Source organism: Micromonospora sp. NPDC049175, from assembly GCF_043197345.1.
Lineage (GTDB): Bacteria > Actinomycetota > Actinomycetes > Mycobacteriales > Micromonosporaceae > Micromonospora.
In genome coordinates this window covers 17,181-33,806 of the sequence record NZ_JBICSY010000009.1, presented here as the reverse complement: position 1 = coordinate 33,806, position 16,626 = coordinate 17,181, and the positions used below count along the sequence as shown (strand labels likewise).

The following is a 16,626-nucleotide window of genomic DNA, read 5'->3' as shown; positions in this document are numbered from 1 at the left end:
TCAGCGGCAGGCGTCGGGCAGCGCGGCACGCCCCAGGGCCACCATGCGCTCCGCCCGGGGGAAGTCGCGCAACGCGCCTGCGACGTGCTCCAGGGACCGGGCGACGGCCGCCCCGGGCACCCCTCGACTCGACAGGATCCCCGCCAGCCACTCGACGAACTCGGTGAACAACGAGGCGTCGTCGACGTAGACCGCCGCGGCCAGGAAATCCACCACCTGACCCAGGTCGCTCACGGTGGAGTCGAGCTGACTGGCGGTGTAGGCGCGCGTCACCGGCACCCGCTCCCGCAGGTCGGCCAACGCGCTGTCGATCAGCTCGGCACGACGCCGCACCAGGCTGGCGTACTCGTCGTCGGCCAGGTGCGCCAGCCGCGCCGGCGGCACCCCGCGCAGCGCCCGTTCGTCGGCGATCAGCTCGGCCGCCGCGGGCGCGTTCGGCGCCCAGGCCACCCCGAGCCGGCGCGCCCACCGGCCGTCCACACCGAACCCACGCCCACCGACCACCACCGGCACGTCCGACCGGCGGCAGGCCTCGATCATCCGATGGGCGTGCGGGAGCCGCATCGGCAGCGCGCACGCCAACGCGACCGCGTGCGCGTCGTAGCGGTGCAGGTACGACACCAGGTGCGCCGCCGGCACACTGGCGCCCAAAAATGTCACCTGCCAGCCCCGCAACCGCAGCACCTCGGCCACCAGCCGGGGCGGCAGCGCGTGCCACTCGCCGTCCATGCACGCGACGACGACCCTCCCGCCGGTCGGGCGCGGGTTGACGTGCGCGGCCACCGCCGCCACCACCCGTTCGCTGATGTGGGTGGCCGCGTGCTCCTGGGCGACGCTCCACTCGTTGCGCGCCCACCGCTCGCCCACCTCGGCCTGAGCGGGCGCGACCAGGTCGAGCAGCACCCGTTCCGCCGGCACGCCCGCGTCGAGCAGGCCGATCGCCATGTCGATCGCGGCGTACTCGTCGGCGTCGGCGAGGCAGTCCAGGTAGCCGACGTAGGCGTCGCTCGGGTCGAGGGCGGCGGTGGCGGCGGTCACCCGTCGATCTCCCCCGGCGGGTCGCTCTGTAACGGGGTGGGCACCGAGTGCAGGTGCCGCGGCGCGCGCCCACCCGGGCCGGCCGCCCGCAGCGCCAGCACCGCGATGTCGTCGTGGTCGCCCTGCGCCAACCAGTCGCAGGTGACCTGCTCGACCCGCTCGGCCAGGGCCGGCGCCGGCATCCGTTGGCAGCCGGTCACCGCGGCGACAAGCCGTTCGGTACCGAACTGCTCGTCGCCACGACGGCCGCCACGGGCCTCGGTCACCCCGTCGCTGTAGAGCAGGCAGGTCTCGCCCGGTGCCAGCCGGACGGTCACCTCGCCGACGCGGGGGTCGGGCACCACCCCGATCAGCATGCCGCGCAGCGGCACCGACTCCACCTCGCCGGAGGCGCGCAGCACCAGCGGCGGCAGATGCCCACCGCCGGCCATGGTCAGGGTGAGGCCACCGTCGCGGTGCGGACGGGCCACGCCGAGCACGATCGTGGCGAAACGCCCCTGGCCGTGCGCCTGGGTCGTCTCCAGCAACGCGTCGTTGAGCAGCCGCAGCAACCGCCCGGGGTGCGACTCCAAGCGGTGCAGCGCCTGGAGGCACTGGCGTAGCTGGCCGGTGAAGACAGCCGCCTCGACCCCCTTGCCGGACACGTCGCCAAGGAAGAACACCGAGCCGCCGTCGGCGAGCCGGTGCGAGCCGTAGAAGTCGCCACCGATGCGCAGCCCCGCCTGCGCGGGCCGGTACGCGGTCCCCCACTGCACGCCCGCGGCTTCGGCCGGCTCGACCGGCAACAGGCTGGCCTGGAGGGTGTCGGCGACCTCGGTCTGGTCGCGGTAGAGCAGCGCGGTGGTCATCGCCGCGCCGGCACGGGCCGCGAACGCGCGGATCAGCTCCGCGTCGACGTCGTCGTACGAGTCGGAGGCGCGACGGGCGACCAGCAGCACACCGACCGGCGCGTCCCGGCCCGGCAGCGGGACGACCCGGGCGGCGGTCGCGGCGCCGGCGGGCTCGGGCAGCCAGCCGGCGTCGACAGCCTGCTCGACCAGCCAGTCCAGGGCGTGCGGCTCGACCCCGGTCAGCGCGTCGGCGATGGCGGCGGGCAGCTCACCGCCGGCCAGCACGCCGTTGTCCACCGACGCCACCTCGTCGTCGGTGCCCAAGGCCCGCCACCAGCCGGCCCGACCGGAACGCGGTGCGAGAACCAGCACGGCCACCTCGGCCAGGGTCGGCACGGCGAGTCGCACAATCGCGGCGGCGGCCCGGGCGGGGTGCAGCGGGTTGCCCAGCTTGGCGCCGACCACGGCCAGGAAGGTCGAGCGGGCCCGCTCGGCGAGCAGCGCGTCGGCGCGGCCGACGCTGTCGGTGACGTCCTCGACGTACCAGCAGCAGTGGCCGCCGGAGAGGGGCACCTGGCGGGCGGTCAATCGACGTCCACGGTAGGTGAAGCCGCCGGGGTCGCCCTCGCTCAGGCCGGGCACGCCCGCCGCGCTGAGCGGCTCACCGGGCGTCACACCGGGCAGCAACCGCTCGGCCACCGGGCTGACGTGGCGCACGATGCCGTCGGCGTCACAGACCACCAGGCCCTCACGGAGGTGCTCGACGACCTCGAACCAGTCGGACGGGGCGGCGTCGCGGTCCAGGGTCGACGGCGGTGGGCCGGAGCGGGGCGGAGGGGTCGCGGCGGGCCGAGGCGACACGTCGGCGTCCCACGCCGGAGCCGGTGTCGTGCTCGGCGTGAGGATCCGTCCGTCGCCCGGGTCCCAGTCCCTGACGTCGGAAGCAGTCACCAGCTGAGCCTCACTCCTTGTCGTCCACCCGAACCCGTACCGGAACCGGCGTCCATGGTCCAAACTCTCCGGCCCACCCTACGCCGGGACGCGCAAAGCGGCATCTCAGCGCGGCTGCCGAGGTGCCGCCACCAGCGGCGCAGCGGCGGCGAGCGGGCGTGTCGCCGGCCCCCGACTTGCGATCGTCCACCTGGCTGAGAACATGGTGAGATGTCTGACCAGCTGTTGACCATCGAGACCACCCGGCTCGACGCCGGGCACGTCCGACTGCGGCTGACCGGCGAGCTCGACTACGCCTCCGCGCCCGAGCTGATCGCCGCCGCCGCCGAACTGCGTGGCGACCAGCAGGTGCTCGTCGACCTGACCGGCGTGAGCCTCTGCGACTCCTCCGGGCTCAGCGCGCTGCTGGTGGTGCGCCGCGCCGCCGGGGCGATCCGGCTGACCGGGGCCCGGCCACACCTGCAACGGATGCTGGACCGCACCGGTCTGACCGAGTTGCTGACCGTGGAGCACGCCGACGACGACCTGCGCGCCATCGGCTGACCCGCTGCCCTCCCCGTCGCCCGACGATTCGGCAGGGGACACGTGTCGCGCGTCGTCTGAGGGGGGCCCGCGCTTGCGCTTCGAGCACCGTGACACCGAGACGGACGCGAGCATCGTCGATCGGGTGTGGCGCACCGACAGCGACGCCGAGAATACGATGACATCCGCGGCGCGTACGTGCTGCCAACTGATCCTCACGCGGATGCGGGGGCAGCTCCTCGCCACCCTGCGCGGACCGGAGACCAGGGCGAGCACGGCGCCGGTCCCCGCGAACGCCGAGTTCCTCGGGATCCGGCTCACGCTCGGCACCGTCCTTCGGCCGCATCCCGCAACCTCGATCGTCGACGGGTACGTGCCCTTCCCCGTGACGGACTCGGGCCGAGTCGTCATCGGCGGCGAGGCATGGGAAGCGCCGACGTACGACAATGTCGAGCAGTTCGTCCGGCGCCTGCGGGACGCGGGTCTGCTGGTGCGACCGCGTCGCGGGATCGACGACCACATCGCCGGGCATCCGGAGGGCCGTCCGTCCAGCCGGACCCTTCAGCGGCGGTACCGCACGATCACCGGCCTCTCGCAGACCGCGGTGACCCAGATCGACCGCGTGAACGCCGCGGCCACGATGCTGCGCCATGGGCGCGACTGGCGTGGGGTCGTCGAGACACTGGGGTACTTCGACCAAGCTCACCTGGCACACGCCCTGCGGCGCTACGTCGGGCACACCGCGCGGGAGCTGCAGGCGGGCGACGCGACGGTGTCGTTCCTGTACAAGATCTGCCCGCGGCCAGGCAGTTAGCCTCCGTCTGCCAGCCCTCGGCGGGCTGTTCCAATCCGGAATTCGGAGGAGAATCGTGCTGCTCAGCGTCAACGTCTTCGTCAGCCTCGACGGGGTCATGCAGGGACCGGGAGCCCCCGACGAGGACCGCTCCGGCGGCTTCGACCGCGGCGGGTGGCTCGTCCCGCACGCATCCGTGCACACCAACGAGGTCGTCCAGGGCTGGTTCCGTGAGGCGGACGCGTTCCTCTTCGGCCGCACGAGCTACGGCCTGCTCGGCGGGTACTGGCCCAAGGTCACCGCGCCGGACGACCCGATCGCCGCCAAGCTGAACACGCTGCCGAAGTACGTCGTCAGTAAGACGCTGACGGACCAGGAGGCCGACTGGAGCCCCACGACGGTCCTGCGCGGCGACATCGTCGACAGCGTGCGCCGGCTCAAGGGCCTTCCCGGCAACGAGCTCCAGGTGCACGGCAGCTGGCAGCTCGTGCAGGCGCTCCACCAGGCCGGGCTTGTCGACCTGTACCGGCTGCTCCAGTACCCGGTGGTCGTCGGAACCGGGAAACGACTGTTCCCGGACGGGTCGACGCCCGCAACACTCGCCGCCCCCGAAGGAAGCGCGCGTGTGCTGCCCGGCGGTGTCGTCTCGCTGACGCTTACCCCCACGGCCGTCGGTTCGCTCGCCGCGGGGGCGTACGCCGTGGAGAGCGGGCGCTCGACGGCGGTCCCCCACTGACACCCATGCCCGGTCGGGTGCGTCGCGAGCGGGGTGGCCCCCGACCCTGGGACCTGGGGTCGGGGGCCGGAGGAATGTCTAGGGTGTCGTCATCGGCTGGAGTCTCGGACCGTTCTCGCGCAGCTCGCCCGTCGGGGCCGGATCGACGTCGTCGGGCTCTCCCGAATCGGGCGTCTGGTACAGGTAGCGGACGAACTGCCCACCCGCCTCGTTGTCGTCCGCGCCGGGCCACTGGCCGATGCAGTCCATTCCGATGACCTCACGGCCGGTCCCGTCGGCCTCCTCCAGCAGCGCCCACAGGCTCACCGGGTAACACCTGGTGACCTCGGGTGTGAGCTGCCAGCGGGCGTACCAGCCACGTCGGGCGGGGACGATCTCGACGATCTGCTTCATGACGACCTTCCTTCCGCGTACCTCGGAAGAACTTCGGTCCTGACCCGATCGTGCGGGCCGGGTGGGTGAGCACCCCTCACCCCCGCCGGATGAAGCGTCCCGGACACCGGGCCGACAGGCCCGGCGGCGTCCGTTTCGGCTCCCGGGACGGCGGGAACGCGGCTCACACAGCCCACGATCCCCAGCGGAAGGGGTGCCACCATGCGCAAGCAGATGGAGGGCGACAACCAGCGGCGTCGGGCGCTGGCTCGACAGGCCCGCGACCAGGGTCGCCAGCCCAGCGAGATCGGTGCCAGCCTGAGCGCGTCGAAGCAGCTCACGAGCCTCGACCAAAGCAGGCGGACCGGCCCACCGCCGGCCGGACCGCACAAGCCGGACAGCACGCGCGGCGGGCCGGCGCCGCCGCCGGTCGGCAGCGCCGACAATCCGCGGCCGCAGCCGTCCCCGCCGACCGGCACGGCCGGAGTGGGCGCCATGGGCTACCACGAACTGGTCGACGAGGTCCGTCGCCGGGCCGGGGTCGACTTCAAGACGGCGAAGGTGGGCACCGAGGCGACAGTGCTGGTCCTCGCCTTCGCCCTGGACGCCGCCGAGCGGCAACGCCTGCTCGCGGCGGTGCCGGCGTCGCTGCACGACGTGCTGCCCGTCGACGGCATCGAGCGGCACCGGGACCTGCCCGGCTTCCTCGCCGAGGTGGGCCGGATCAGCGGCAACACCCCCGAGCAGGCCCGATACCAGGCGGAGGCGACGATCGCCGCGCTCGCCGCGCAGGACGGCGACCTGGTCGAGTCGTTGCACGTACCCGACGGGTTGCGTGACCTGCTGAACCCACCGGAGGCCGGCGGCGGCCTGGTGGGAGCCTCGACCGCCACGCCCACCCTGGACCCGGATGCGATCGACGCCGCGCTCGACGACCTGCCCTACTGGGCCGGTGACACGCAGGGCCTGCACCGGGTGGTCGCGTTGCCGGCGGACAACCTGGACCGGGTGCTCGACCGACTCGACCGGATGCGCCAGGACAGCGGGCGCGGACCGAGCATCGGGCGTCCGGGCGACACCGCCGCCGTGCTGACCGTGCGGACCAGTCAGGCCAACGGGGTGACCGCGCTCGACGTGGACCTCGCGCACCGGATCGACGACGCGATCGACGAGGTGGGGGCCGGGATGGCCGGCGGCTGACCGGCCGTCGCGGCACCGACGGGCCGGTGGACGCGGGACCTCCCGCTCCGCCGGCCCGTCGGCCGTGCCGGGTCACCCGCCGACCGGGTCCCGGGCCTGGGCTAGCGTGCCGGTCATGAACCGCGCCGCCGACCGGCTGGAGCTGGTCGCCGACCCGGCCCGGCGGACCGGGCGGACCCTGCTGTCCGCCGGGGTCGAGCAGTCGTACGTGGATGTCGAGGATCCCCGGCACCTGCACTTCGAGTACGTGCGACGGATCGCCTCGGCGGTGGAGCTGGCCGCCCCGGCGGGCGCCCCGCTGAACGTGCTGCACCTGGGTGGTGGCGCGTTGACGTTGCCCCGCTGGCTGGCCGCCACCCGGCCCGGCTCCCCGCAACGTGTCGTCGAGCGGGACCCGGCCGTGGTCGAGCTGGTGGCCCGGGAGCTGCCGCCGCTGCCGCCGCAGGTGCGGGTGGAGGTCGCCGACGCCCGGGACGCGCTCACCGCCACCCCGGCCGGTACCCACGACCTGGTGATCGCCGACATCTACCGGGCCGCACTCATGCCCGCGCACGTGCGTACCGTCGAGTTCGCCGCCGAGGTGGCCCGCGTCCTGCGCCCCGACGGGATGTTCCTGGTCAACGTCACGGACCTGCCGCCCCTGGTCGCCACCCGGGTCCAGGTGGCCACGGTGCGGGCGGTCTTCGCCGACGTGTGCGTGCTCGGCGACCGGCGGATGCTGCGCGGTCGCCGGTACGGCAACGTGGTGTTGGCCGCGACGTCCCGACCCGGCGGGCTGCCGGTCGCCCGGCTGGCGGTGGAAGCCCTGCGCGACCCCGTGCCGGGCGGGCTGCTGCACGCCGCCGCGCTCGACACGTTCGTCGCCGGCGCGCACCCGGTCACCGACGCGGACGACGGCGGGAGCCGCTGAGCGACGTCGAATCGGCCGGCCAGCACGCACCTGGAGAGCGGTCGACGTCGGCCCCTCGCCGCCCCGCACACCCACCGAGCCGGCGTCGCGTCCGCAATGCCGGGTTTCCGACGACGAGTGCGGGGAAGGCGCGGCGGATGAGCAACGCCGACGACCGGGTGACCGCCCGCCGGACCCTGATCGTGATCGGTCTGCTGCTCGCGACCGCGCTCGCGCTGGTCCTCGTGTACGCGACCCGCCGGGTGCTGGTCTGGGCGGTGGTCGCCGCGTTCTTCGCCGTGGCGCTCAAACCCCTCGTCGACCGCGTGCAACGCCGCCTCGTGCGGCGGCGCTCGGTAGCCACGCTGCTGGTGTTCCTCGTCGCGTTCGTGCTGATCGCGGTCCTGGCCGCGCTGATCCTGGTGCCGTTGTCCGGCGAGCTGGCCCGGTTCGCCGACCAGGCGCCCGAGCTGCTGCGCGACGCCCGCGCCGGTCGGGGCCCACTGGGGCAACTGCTGGAGCGCACCGGCGCACGGCGGTACGTCAGCGAGCACTCCGACCAGCTCCGTGATCTCGGCACCCGACTGCAGCAACCTGCGGTGGGCGTGCTGCGCGGCGTCGTCGAGACGGTCGCCGGGCTGGTCACGGTCGTCGTGTTGGCGTACCTCATGGTCCTGGAAGCGCCGCGGATCACCCGCGGCCTGCTCGCGGCGGCCGGGGACGGTCAGGGTGAGCGGCTGCGCCGGGTGGGCCGGGAGGTGTCGCGCACCGTGACCGGCTACCTCACCGGCAACCTGTTGATCAGCGTGGTCTGCGGGGTGTTGACATTCGTGGTGCTCGTCGTCACCGGGGTCCCGTTCGCGGCCGTGATCGCCCTGCTGGTGGCGGTGGCCGACCTGATACCGCTTGTCGGCGCGACGCTCGGCGCGGTGATCGCGGCCGGGGCCGGTTTCCTGCACTCCCCCACCGCCGGGGTGGTGGTGCTCGTCTTCTTCGTGGTCTACCAGCAGGTGGAGAACCACCTGCTGCAGCCGTTCATCCTGTCCCGGGCGGTCCGGCTCAACCCGTTGACCGTGCTGGTCAGCGTGCTGCTCGCAGCGGAGCTGGCCGGTCTGCTGGGCGCGCTGCTGGCCATCCCCGCCGCCGGGATCACGCAGACCCTGCTGCGCGAGTACGGCCCGCGCCGGCTGCGGCCCGCGCCGCCGGCCGGCCCGGACGCGCGGCGACCGGCCGGCCCCGCCGCGCGGGGCTGACCGGCCGGTGCGCGGGCGGCCCGCTCAGCGGGCTCGGGACGCGATCTCGGGTGTGGTGCTCTCCAGCGGCACCGCGTTCGCCGGGACCAGCCCCAACTGCACCGCCGAGCGGGTCAACGCGGCGTCGAGCACCCAGTCGGCGCTGACCCGCGTGCGGTTTCCCGGCATCGCCATCAGATGGTACGCCCGGGTGACCGTCTTGGCCGGCAACCCGGCCAGGTTGACCTGCAACGGGTTCGCCGCCGCGTCCTTGCCCCCCAGGTCGACGACCCAGCCCAGGTCGTGGTGCTTGTACGGCTTGCGCTTGCCGAACCCGTACGACGCGGCGATGTTGTGCGCCGCGCGCTTGCCCTGCCGCTGCGCGTGCTGGGCCGTCATCCCGCAGATCTTTCCCGGGTTCACCAGGTCGGGCACCGCGGCGGCATCGCCGCAGGCGAACACCTCCGGGTAGCCGGGGACGTTGAGGAACTCGTCGACCACCAGCCGCCCCCGGTCGGTGCGCAGGCCCAACTCGTTGACGAACGGGTCGGGGCGCACCCCCACACACCACACCAGGGTGCAGGTCGGCACGTACTCGCCGTCGGTGAGCTTCACCCCGTCGCAGGTCGCCTCCGCCACGGACGTGCCCAGCCGGACGTCCACGCCACGGCGGTTGAGCACCCGGTGCGAGGTGTTCGACATCCGCTCGTCCATCTCGGGCAGCACCCGCTGTGCCACGTCCAGGAGCATCCACCGCGGCCGGACCGGGAGGCGAGGCCGCTGGGCGTGCAGCCGGTCGGTGAACAACTGCCCGTGCGCGGCGACCTCGGTGCCGGTGTAACCCGCCCCGACCACCACGAACGTGGAGCGGGCCTGCTGCTCGGCCGGGTCCTCGGCCTGCTCGGCCAGTTCGAGCTGCCGGACGATGTGATCATGCAGGTAGACGGCCTCGGGCAGGCCGCGGAAGCCGTGGGCGTACTCGGTCACCCCGGGGATGGGCAGCAGCTTGTTGACGCTGCCCACGGCGAGGATCAGCCGGTCGTACGCCAACCGGTTCTTCTCCCCCTCCGCCTGGGTGAAGCCGACCCAGCGGTTCTGCAGGTCGACGTGGTCGGCCTCGCCGATCACCACGCGCACGCCCTTGAGCGTCCCGGTCAGCGGCACCGCGATCCGTTTGGGCTCGACCACCCCGGCCGCCACCTCGGGCAGCAACGGGAGGTAGAGGAAGTAGTCGGTCGAATTCAGCACCACGATCTCGGCCCGGTCCCGGGCGATCCGGCTCAACGTCTTCGCCGCGTGGTAACCGGCGAACCCGGCCCCCACGATCACCACACGAGGTTTCGTCATTGCGGGCCGTTTCCCGTCGAGGCCCGGGACAAACGTCCGACGCGCCAGCCGCGCTCAGCTCGGCTGGAGCCGGACGTGGCCGCTGCGACCGATCGCCTCCAACTCCCACTGTTGGCCGAACGCCCGCACCCGCTCGGCGGTGATCCGGCCCAGTTCCTCCGGGACGTCCGGGTCGAGGACCAACCGGCCGTTGACCGGGTTGATGCCGAGCATGGCGCGGATCAGGGCCAGCGGCGTGCCGGCCGCCCACGCCTGGGGACTGCACGCGGTCGGGAACGGCACGGCGAAGAGCAGCCGCTCGCGGTCGAACCCGCTGAGCGCCTCCGGTAGTCGGTAACCGAACTGCTCGGCCGCCTCGATCATCGCCAGACTGATGCGGTTCGACTCGGCTCGGAAGCCGTACCGGGCCAGGCCGAGCGCGGCGAGGGAGTTGTCGTGCGGCCAGACCGTGCCCAGGTGGTAGCCGAGGGCGTTGTAGAGCGCTTCCTCCCGGGACAGCGTGCGGATGCCCCAACCGGAGAACATGTCCCTCGACATGAGTTGTCGCACCACCGCCTCGGCCCGCTCCGGCGGCACGATTCCGCTCCACAGCAGGTGACCCATGGTGGAGGTCTTGGAATCGACGCGGTTCTTGTCGCCGTCCAGGGCGACCGCGTAGTAGCCGCCCCGTTCCTCGATCCAGAAGTCGTGGTTGAAGCGCTCGTGCAGGGTGTTGGCCTCGTCGCGCAGCCGGCGCGCCAACGTGGGGTTGTCCAGCGGCCCGTCGAACAACTCGGCCAGCCGCAGTTTGGCGTCGTAGGTGTAGCCCTGCAGGTCGCAGGTGGCAAGCGGCAGCACGGGGATCCGGCCGTCGGCGAAACAGACGCCGTCCGGGGAGTCCCGCCAGCACTGGTTGCCCAGCCCTTCCGGCGAGCGGGTGGCGTACTCGACGTAGCCGTCGCCGTCCCGGTCGCCGTACTCGTCGATCCAGCGCAACGCGGCCAGCGCGTTGTCCCGCAGGTGCCGGACGGTCTCGTCGTCACCGGTCCAACGCCAGTACTCGGAGAGCAGGATCAGCCAGAGTTGGGTGGCGTCGGCGCTGCCGTAGTACGGCCCGAACGGTTTCTCGCCACTGCGGGTCAACTCGCCGCTGCGCACCTCGTGCAGGATCTTGCCGGGCTCCTCGTCGGTGAAGTCGTCGCACGTCTCACCCTGGAGCCGGGCCAGGGCGAGCAACGCGCCCTTCGCCAGCGCGGGCCCGGCGACAAGCGTCTGGTAGGCGGTGATCAGCGTGTCCCGGCCGAAGACGGTGAGGAACCACGGCAGCCCTGCCCCGGGCAACATGATCCGCTGACCCTTGACCTCCAGGTCGAGCCGCAGTGCGGAGAGGTCGTTACGGGACTGCCGCACGGTGTGCTCCAACGCCGCGCTGTCGCTGCGCAGCACCGCCCGGTCGTCAAGCCACCGGCGCAGCGGATCGTCGGCCCGGCCGTGGATGACGTCGGCGATGTCGCCCCGGACCGGCTCGACCACCCCCATCCCGGGCGGCAGGGGCACGTGCAGGTCGACCTGCCACTCCTCGCCGGGGCCCAGCTCCAGCTCCCAGACCAGGTCGTCGCCCTCGATCCGGTCGGCCGGCTTCGCGCAACACACCCGGGTCTGCGCCGAGAAGTCGCCGCGCTGATAGGAGAAGCACAGCTCGGACCCGTCGGCGGCGTGCTGACGGGTGATCTCGTCGGAGCGGTCCCGGACCCTCGACTTGACCTCGAACAGGTCGGCGAAGTCGGCGGCGACGGCGAGCCGCAACTCCACCCGCACCGGCTCCAGCCGGAAGGAGACCATCTCCAGCCGCTCGTGAAATCCGTCGCCGACGTAGCGCAGCCGCCGCACGCCCAGCGAGTTCGGCGGCAGCCCGGGCAACTCCGAGTTGGTGAGCACGTACTGCGCGGAATAGTGGTCGATCGTCTCGGCGCGCAGCACCAGCAGCTCGCCGCCGTTGACGGTCAGGCTCCAACCACTGATCAGGCGAGTGTCCAGGTGGACGAGTCCCCCGATACTGCCCGTCGGCACATTCCCGCACCCGTTGGAATACAGGAACGTGGGCCCGCTGAGCACTGCGAAGGAGTCGGTGCCCAGCTCGGGCGGGATGGCCCGCTGGTCGGCGCTGTCCGCATTCGCGAGGGCCGGGCCGGGGAAGGGGTTGGCAGGGGTCGCGCGAGCGGCAGCCATGACACCCACGGTAGGAAGGGGGGAACTGAGCGTCATCACCCGGACCGGGTGAAACGTCCCGACCGGCCTACGCGGTCGGTGGCCGCTGCCAGCGCACCGTCACCGTGAGCTGGCCCTGAACGCCGGTCCGGGCGATCACCGCGCCGGCCTCCGCGGTCAACTGCACCCCGAAGGTGATCTCGATTTCGTCGGGACGGTGGGCCATCGACTGGAACTGGCCGAGCGCGGCGGAGGCGGCGTCGCGGACCTCGGAGAGCGCCCGGTCGAACGTCGCCCGCGCCTCACGCACCACCTTGCCGGCATTGCCGGCCGGCGTCACGCCGGCCCGACCGTCGACCTCGACCACCACCGAGCCGCCACCGTCGAGGTCGAATCTGCGCAGTTCCGTCATCGTTCACGTCCTTTTCTCACGCGGGCGGCACGCACATCAGATTCAGCCACTCGGCCCTGGGCACCGTCGTTCTGATCTTTTCGAGTTCGAGCAGGAGGCTGTCCAGGCGCTCCGGCGCTTCCAGGTAGACGAGGACCGCCCGCTCGAACGCCGTAGCCATCGCCGCCGGCATCAGGTCCGACCCGTCCCAGCAGAGAGTGCCGGTCCGCAGCCGCTGCGCGACCGCCGCCAGGACGCCGTCCTGGTCTGCGGGCGCTTCGCCGCGCCGGCTGAAGGCCAGGCCGTCGGTGTGCTCACGCCATTCCGTCTGGGCCTGCGTGGAGGCGAGGTAGCTCATCAGCTTCCTGGCCCGTTCGGTGCCCTTGGAGTCCTTGGCGCGCTCGGGGTCCTTCGGGTCCCTGAACATCACCGCGACGTCGTCGGAAACCTCGCTGAACGCCGAGGTGCCCGTCGGCCCGATCGGCGGTGTCGGGAAGAAGGCCAACGACAGGGCCGGCGAACCGGAAGCCGTCGGGCTCGGCTGTGCGGAAGGCTTCGGCCGGTATTTGCTGATCGCGAAGGAACCCTGGTGGTCCAGGTGACACCGCCGTGAGTCGGACGCCGCCGGCTCCGCCGGCGGGGAGGCGGACGACCCCGACGCCTCCGGGCGCGGAAGCAGGCCCTTCGCCGCCGTCTCGAAGGTGGTGTAGAGGCTGGCGCGGGCCGTTCCCTCCGCGGAGACCCGCAACAGGGAGCCCCAGGTCTCCCAGGCGGCCTTGACCTGCGGGGAGTTCCAGGCGAGGTCACCACGCGTCCACGGCTCGTAGAAGGTCGGGCCGGACTGGTGCAGCAGGATGTCCTCGATCCAGTCGGTGCCCGGCCAACCGGAGACCGACTGGGAACTCATGCCGAGGCACCAGCGCACCTGCTCATCATCGATCTTGCGCTGGCTCAGGCCGACCAGCTCGTTCCAGGTCGTTGGCGGACCCTGGCCGGCCTTCTCCAACTGCTTCGTGTCGTACCAGATCACGCTCTTCAGGCTTGTGGCGATCGAGACCGCGTAGGTGAGCGCGTGACCGTCGGGCGCGCCGGCCGGACCGCTCTTCGGAGCGAGCTTGATCAGTTGCGGAGCGGCGCCCGGATCGGTCGTGACGGCGCCCTCCAGCGGCACCAACTGGTCGGCGTTGACGTAGCGTTGCAGGTCGTTGACGCGGGGCAGGACCGCGACGTCGGGCGGGCGGCCTCGCTCGATCGCCACCTGGAGCACCTGGCTGACGTCGCGGTGCCCCTGGTAACGGGTTGGAATACCGGACCTCTCCTCGAAGTCCTTGAGCACCGCCTTGAACGCAACCTCCTCGTCACCAGCCCACGAGGCGAAGACCGTCAGTTCCTCAGTCGGCTCGACAGAGCAACCGCTCAGCGCGACACCGGCGATCAGCACCGTGGCCATCGCCAACGCCGTCCGTGTGCTGTGCTTCATGGTCACCGCTCTCGGTATTCCGTCAGGCGGAGCTGGAAGCCCCACAGGACCAGCCCCGCGATGACGAGCGCGAGCACGGGCAACAGGAGTTCACCGGCGTAGCTCTTGGCCGCGCCCTCGGCATCCTCGGTGATGGCGTCGTCGGCAGCGACCTCGCCTCGGTCCGCGACGACGGGGTCCCTCGCGACGGAACCCGACGTCGAAGACGAAGACGGAGACAGAGACGGAGAGGGGGACGGGGACAAGGACGGGGACGGGGACGGGGACAGGGAAAGAGACGGGGACGGGGACAGGGACGGAGACGGGAACGGGGTGCGAAGCTCAGCAAGGGTGTCGGCGCAGGCTTTCCTACACTGCGACTCCACCTGTTCCGCGAGGCCGTAAGCGGCAAGGGATCCCACGTCGACGAGCTGGCCCTGCCTGCTGCCGTCAACGCCACGGACCGCCGTACGGGCCTGGTCCAATTTGTCCGCCGACAGGAGACTCAACGCGGTGAGGGCCATCATCCCCACCGCCGCGATCGTGGCCAACAGCAGCGGGAGGTTCACCGTCCGGCGAAAGCGGCGGGTCAGATAGACCTGTGTCCGCACCAACAGCACGACGAGCGCGACCAGCGGCAGCACCCAGACGGCCACGGTCAGCCTGTTGGTCCAGGTGTTGTCCACCTGGTCGTCCAGGGCGAGCAGTTGCTTGCCCCGCAGATCCTCGAGCCGGACGAGGATGTCGTTCAACAGGCTCGCCGCGTCCCGGAGCGCGGCCACCCCGAGCGCTTTCAGGTCGACGTCCCGGAAGCGCGCGTCGGCCTGGCCGATGATCGCGGTGTAGGTCACCAGCAGCGCCTCGATGGTCTGGATGTCCTGGGTGCCCCCCTCACCGGCCGCGTTGTTCTCCGCCAACAGGGTGAGGTATTGGCCGGCGGCGGCGATCTGGCGCTGGTAATCCGCCCCGGGGCCACCGAGGACGACGCCACCCTGGCCGAGATTGCCCACCGCCGCGAGGTGCGCGTTGCGCAGCGCGTCCTGTGCGTTGTAACTGGCGAGGATCGCCGGCACCGACCGCTCCGCGGCGACGTCGGCGTTGCTGGCGACACCGAGGAAGACCGCCAGGCTTGTCACCAGGGTGAGCGCGGTGATCCCGAACAGCCACCCGCGCAGACGCACGAGGGTCTGCCGGGTGGTGCTGACCCGCGGCGGAGTCCGTGAACCCGCCGTCATACCGGCACTCCGGGCGTCTGGCCTCCGCCGAATGGGTGGCCGCAGGCTTCGCAGCTCTCCGAGCCGGCAGGCGACGTCTCCAGACAGACATCGCAGATCTTGTCCGCGACCGCCGGCACCCGTGGCACCGGTGGCTGCAACGGGTTCTGCACCGAGTCGACGATGCTGACCTTGATGTCGGTCTGGCTGAGGTTTTCCCTGAGCCGGACGAGGCCGTTGGGCTCGATGTCCACCAGGTGCCGCAGTTGCTCCAGGGCGGCCTCGTCCCGTGTCGCGGTTGCCAACGCCACCGCTCGGGCCAACTGCGCGTGTGCCTCGATCCGGTCACCGCGGTCGAGCGCGTCGCAGCCGGCGTTGATGGCCTGCCGGACGTCCTCCTGACCGGTCACCTGGGAGACGCTGAGATCGATGCGGGAGGACTTGGCCATCTCGACCGTCCAGTTGACGAGGACCTTGGCGGGGGTGGCCCGCACCTCCCCGTCGACCACGAGGTCGACCCGGGCGGCCAACCGGTCTCGCTCCAGAATGTCGTCGGGTGCCTCGACCCGCAGGCAGAGGTGGTAATCCCTGCGTTCGACACCCCACGAGCCAGTGGCGAACTCCCACGTCCGCTCGTCGACCCGCTCGGCGTACTCGGTCAGATCCTGGATGACGGGATTTGTCTGTTTGAAGAAGACCACCTGCGCGTACGGCATGGTCCGCACCCGGATCCGTACGTCCGGCAGGAGCTTGGTCAGCGCGGCGAGAACGGACTCCCGGAAGCTGGCTGCCAGCTCGGCCGGCCGCCGGACCGCCTCGGCGGCGCCGTTGAGCGCGGCGGCGATCCGGAGCAGGTCCGGCGGGTGCCAGCCCTCCCCGATGCCTCGGGGGTCGCAGACGAACCGCCCGGCGCAGCTGCGCAGCACGCGCTCCAACGCGTCCTCAGTCTCGTGCTCGTTGATGCCGTCGGTGAGCAGCAGCACGTGGTTGATCGTCGATGACGGCGGAAGCAGGTCATGTGCCGCCGCGAGCCAACTGCCCATCGCCGTCCCGCCGCTGGCGCCGAGGCGCGCGACCGCCGCTCTGGCCTCTTTCCGGGTGGCCGACGAGGCGGTCGCCAGCGTCCGGGTCGGCGGGTAGACCAGCGCGGCCTCGTGGGTCCCCTGGATCACCGCGAACCGGACACCATCCGGCAGGACGTTGATGGCCGCGGAGGCGGCGTGCTGGGCCGCGGCCATCTTGGTCGGTGGGTCCGCCATCGACCCGGAGCAGTCGATCACCAGCACCTCGACCAGCCGCGACGGATCCGACCGGGCTGGTGTGTCGTCCTCAGCCGCGAGGCCCCGCCCGGTGACCGAGAGGACCGCGTGCAGCTCCCGACCGCCAACGCGCAGAAACTTGTTCTGGTTGACTTCCAGGTCGAACTCGACTGCGCTTTCCACCGGTTCACGCTCCGTTCCGGGTC

General features: G+C 72.0%; 16 protein-coding genes. 8 read left to right on the top strand and 8 right to left on the bottom strand.

What is annotated here, in order from left to right; translation table 11 throughout:
* Positions 1-1,038, bottom strand: coding sequence for a B12-binding domain-containing protein (locus ACGFH8_RS28890; RefSeq protein ID WP_393373169.1), 1,038 nt, complete (start codon positions 1,036-1,038; stop codon positions 1-3).
* Positions 1,035-2,819: a SpoIIE family protein phosphatase gene (locus tag ACGFH8_RS28885; protein ID WP_393373166.1), complete on the bottom strand. Its 1,785-nt coding sequence runs from the start codon at positions 2,817-2,819 to the stop codon at positions 1,035-1,037. Before ACGFH8_RS28885 ends, ACGFH8_RS28890 begins: the two co-directional genes overlap by 4 nt.
* 210 nt (positions 2,820-3,029) lie before the next feature.
* Between ACGFH8_RS28885 and ACGFH8_RS28880 the strand changes: the two genes are divergently transcribed.
* From ACGFH8_RS28880 to ACGFH8_RS28870, 3 genes are all read left to right on the top strand, one after another.
* The gene (locus ACGFH8_RS28880) at positions 3,030-3,362 is read left to right on the top strand and encodes an STAS domain-containing protein (RefSeq protein WP_393373165.1); all 333 of its coding nucleotides are present in this window, start codon (positions 3,030-3,032) and stop codon (positions 3,360-3,362) included.
* Between the two features lie 202 nt (positions 3,363-3,564).
* Positions 3,565-4,155: a helix-turn-helix domain-containing protein gene (locus tag ACGFH8_RS28875; protein ID WP_393373162.1), complete on the top strand. Its 591-nt coding sequence runs from the start codon at positions 3,565-3,567 to the stop codon at positions 4,153-4,155.
* Positions 4,156-4,210: 55 nt separating this feature from the next.
* Positions 4,211-4,870 (top strand): dihydrofolate reductase family protein, encoded by a 660-nt coding sequence (locus ACGFH8_RS28870; RefSeq protein ID WP_393373159.1) that lies wholly within the window; start codon positions 4,211-4,213, stop codon positions 4,868-4,870.
* Positions 4,871-4,948: 78 nt separating this feature from the next.
* Here the strand turns inward: ACGFH8_RS28870 and ACGFH8_RS28865 are convergent, their stop codons facing one another.
* Positions 4,949-5,263 carry a hypothetical protein gene (locus tag ACGFH8_RS28865; protein ID WP_357572640.1) on the bottom strand — a complete coding sequence of 105 codons (315 nt, stop codon included), beginning with the start codon at positions 5,261-5,263 and terminating at the stop codon, positions 4,949-4,951.
* A gap of 201 nt (positions 5,264-5,464) precedes the next feature.
* On the opposite strand from ACGFH8_RS28865, the gene ACGFH8_RS28860 reads away from it, so the two are divergent.
* The 3 genes from ACGFH8_RS28860 to ACGFH8_RS28850 all read left to right on the top strand — a co-directional run bounded on the left by ACGFH8_RS28860 (position 5,465) and on the right by ACGFH8_RS28850 (position 8,584).
* On the top strand, positions 5,465-6,442 hold the full coding sequence (locus ACGFH8_RS28860) for a DUF2267 domain-containing protein (RefSeq protein WP_393373156.1): 978 nt from the start codon (positions 5,465-5,467) through the stop codon (positions 6,440-6,442).
* A 115-nt stretch (positions 6,443-6,557) separates the two neighbouring features.
* On the top strand, positions 6,558-7,352 hold the full coding sequence (locus ACGFH8_RS28855) for a spermidine synthase (RefSeq protein WP_393373154.1): 795 nt from the start codon (positions 6,558-6,560) through the stop codon (positions 7,350-7,352).
* 137 nt (positions 7,353-7,489) lie between these two features.
* Complete coding sequence (locus ACGFH8_RS28850; protein WP_393373151.1) at positions 7,490-8,584, top strand: AI-2E family transporter; 1,095 nt, start codon at positions 7,490-7,492, stop codon at positions 8,582-8,584.
* A 24-nt stretch (positions 8,585-8,608) separates the two neighbouring features.
* Here ACGFH8_RS28850 and ACGFH8_RS28845 read toward each other — a convergent pair whose 3' ends face one another.
* The 4 genes from ACGFH8_RS28845 to ACGFH8_RS28830 form a co-directional block, all read right to left on the bottom strand.
* On the bottom strand, positions 8,609-9,910 hold the full coding sequence (locus ACGFH8_RS28845; RefSeq protein ID WP_393373150.1) for an NAD(P)/FAD-dependent oxidoreductase: 1,302 nt from the start codon (positions 9,908-9,910) through the stop codon (positions 8,609-8,611).
* Between the two features lie 54 nt (positions 9,911-9,964).
* Positions 9,965-12,118 carry a glycogen debranching N-terminal domain-containing protein gene (locus ACGFH8_RS28840; RefSeq protein WP_393373147.1) on the bottom strand — a complete coding sequence of 718 codons (2,154 nt, stop codon included), beginning with the start codon at positions 12,116-12,118 and terminating at the stop codon, positions 9,965-9,967.
* A gap of 67 nt (positions 12,119-12,185) precedes the next feature.
* Positions 12,186-12,509, bottom strand: a complete 324-nt coding sequence (locus ACGFH8_RS28835) for a CU044_2847 family protein (protein WP_393373145.1) — start codon at positions 12,507-12,509, stop codon at positions 12,186-12,188.
* A gap of 16 nt (positions 12,510-12,525) precedes the next feature.
* Positions 12,526-13,968, bottom strand: coding sequence for an ABC transporter substrate-binding protein (locus ACGFH8_RS28830; protein WP_393373142.1), 1,443 nt, complete (start codon positions 13,966-13,968; stop codon positions 12,526-12,528).
* Positions 13,969-14,100: 132 nt separating this feature from the next.
* On the opposite strand from ACGFH8_RS28830, the gene ACGFH8_RS28825 reads away from it, so the two are divergent.
* Positions 14,101-14,352 carry a hypothetical protein gene (locus ACGFH8_RS28825; protein ID WP_393373139.1) on the top strand — a complete coding sequence of 84 codons (252 nt, stop codon included), beginning with the start codon at positions 14,101-14,103 and terminating at the stop codon, positions 14,350-14,352.
* A 302-nt stretch (positions 14,353-14,654) separates the two neighbouring features.
* On the top strand, positions 14,655-15,170 hold the full coding sequence (locus tag ACGFH8_RS28820) for a hypothetical protein (RefSeq protein ID WP_393373136.1): 516 nt from the start codon (positions 14,655-14,657) through the stop codon (positions 15,168-15,170).
* 8 nt (positions 15,171-15,178) lie between these two features.
* Here ACGFH8_RS28820 and ACGFH8_RS28815 read toward each other — a convergent pair whose 3' ends face one another.
* Positions 15,179-16,603 (bottom strand): VWA domain-containing protein, encoded by a 1,425-nt coding sequence (locus ACGFH8_RS28815; protein WP_393373133.1) that lies wholly within the window; start codon positions 16,601-16,603, stop codon positions 15,179-15,181.
* Between the last annotated feature and the right edge of the window lie 23 nt (positions 16,604-16,626).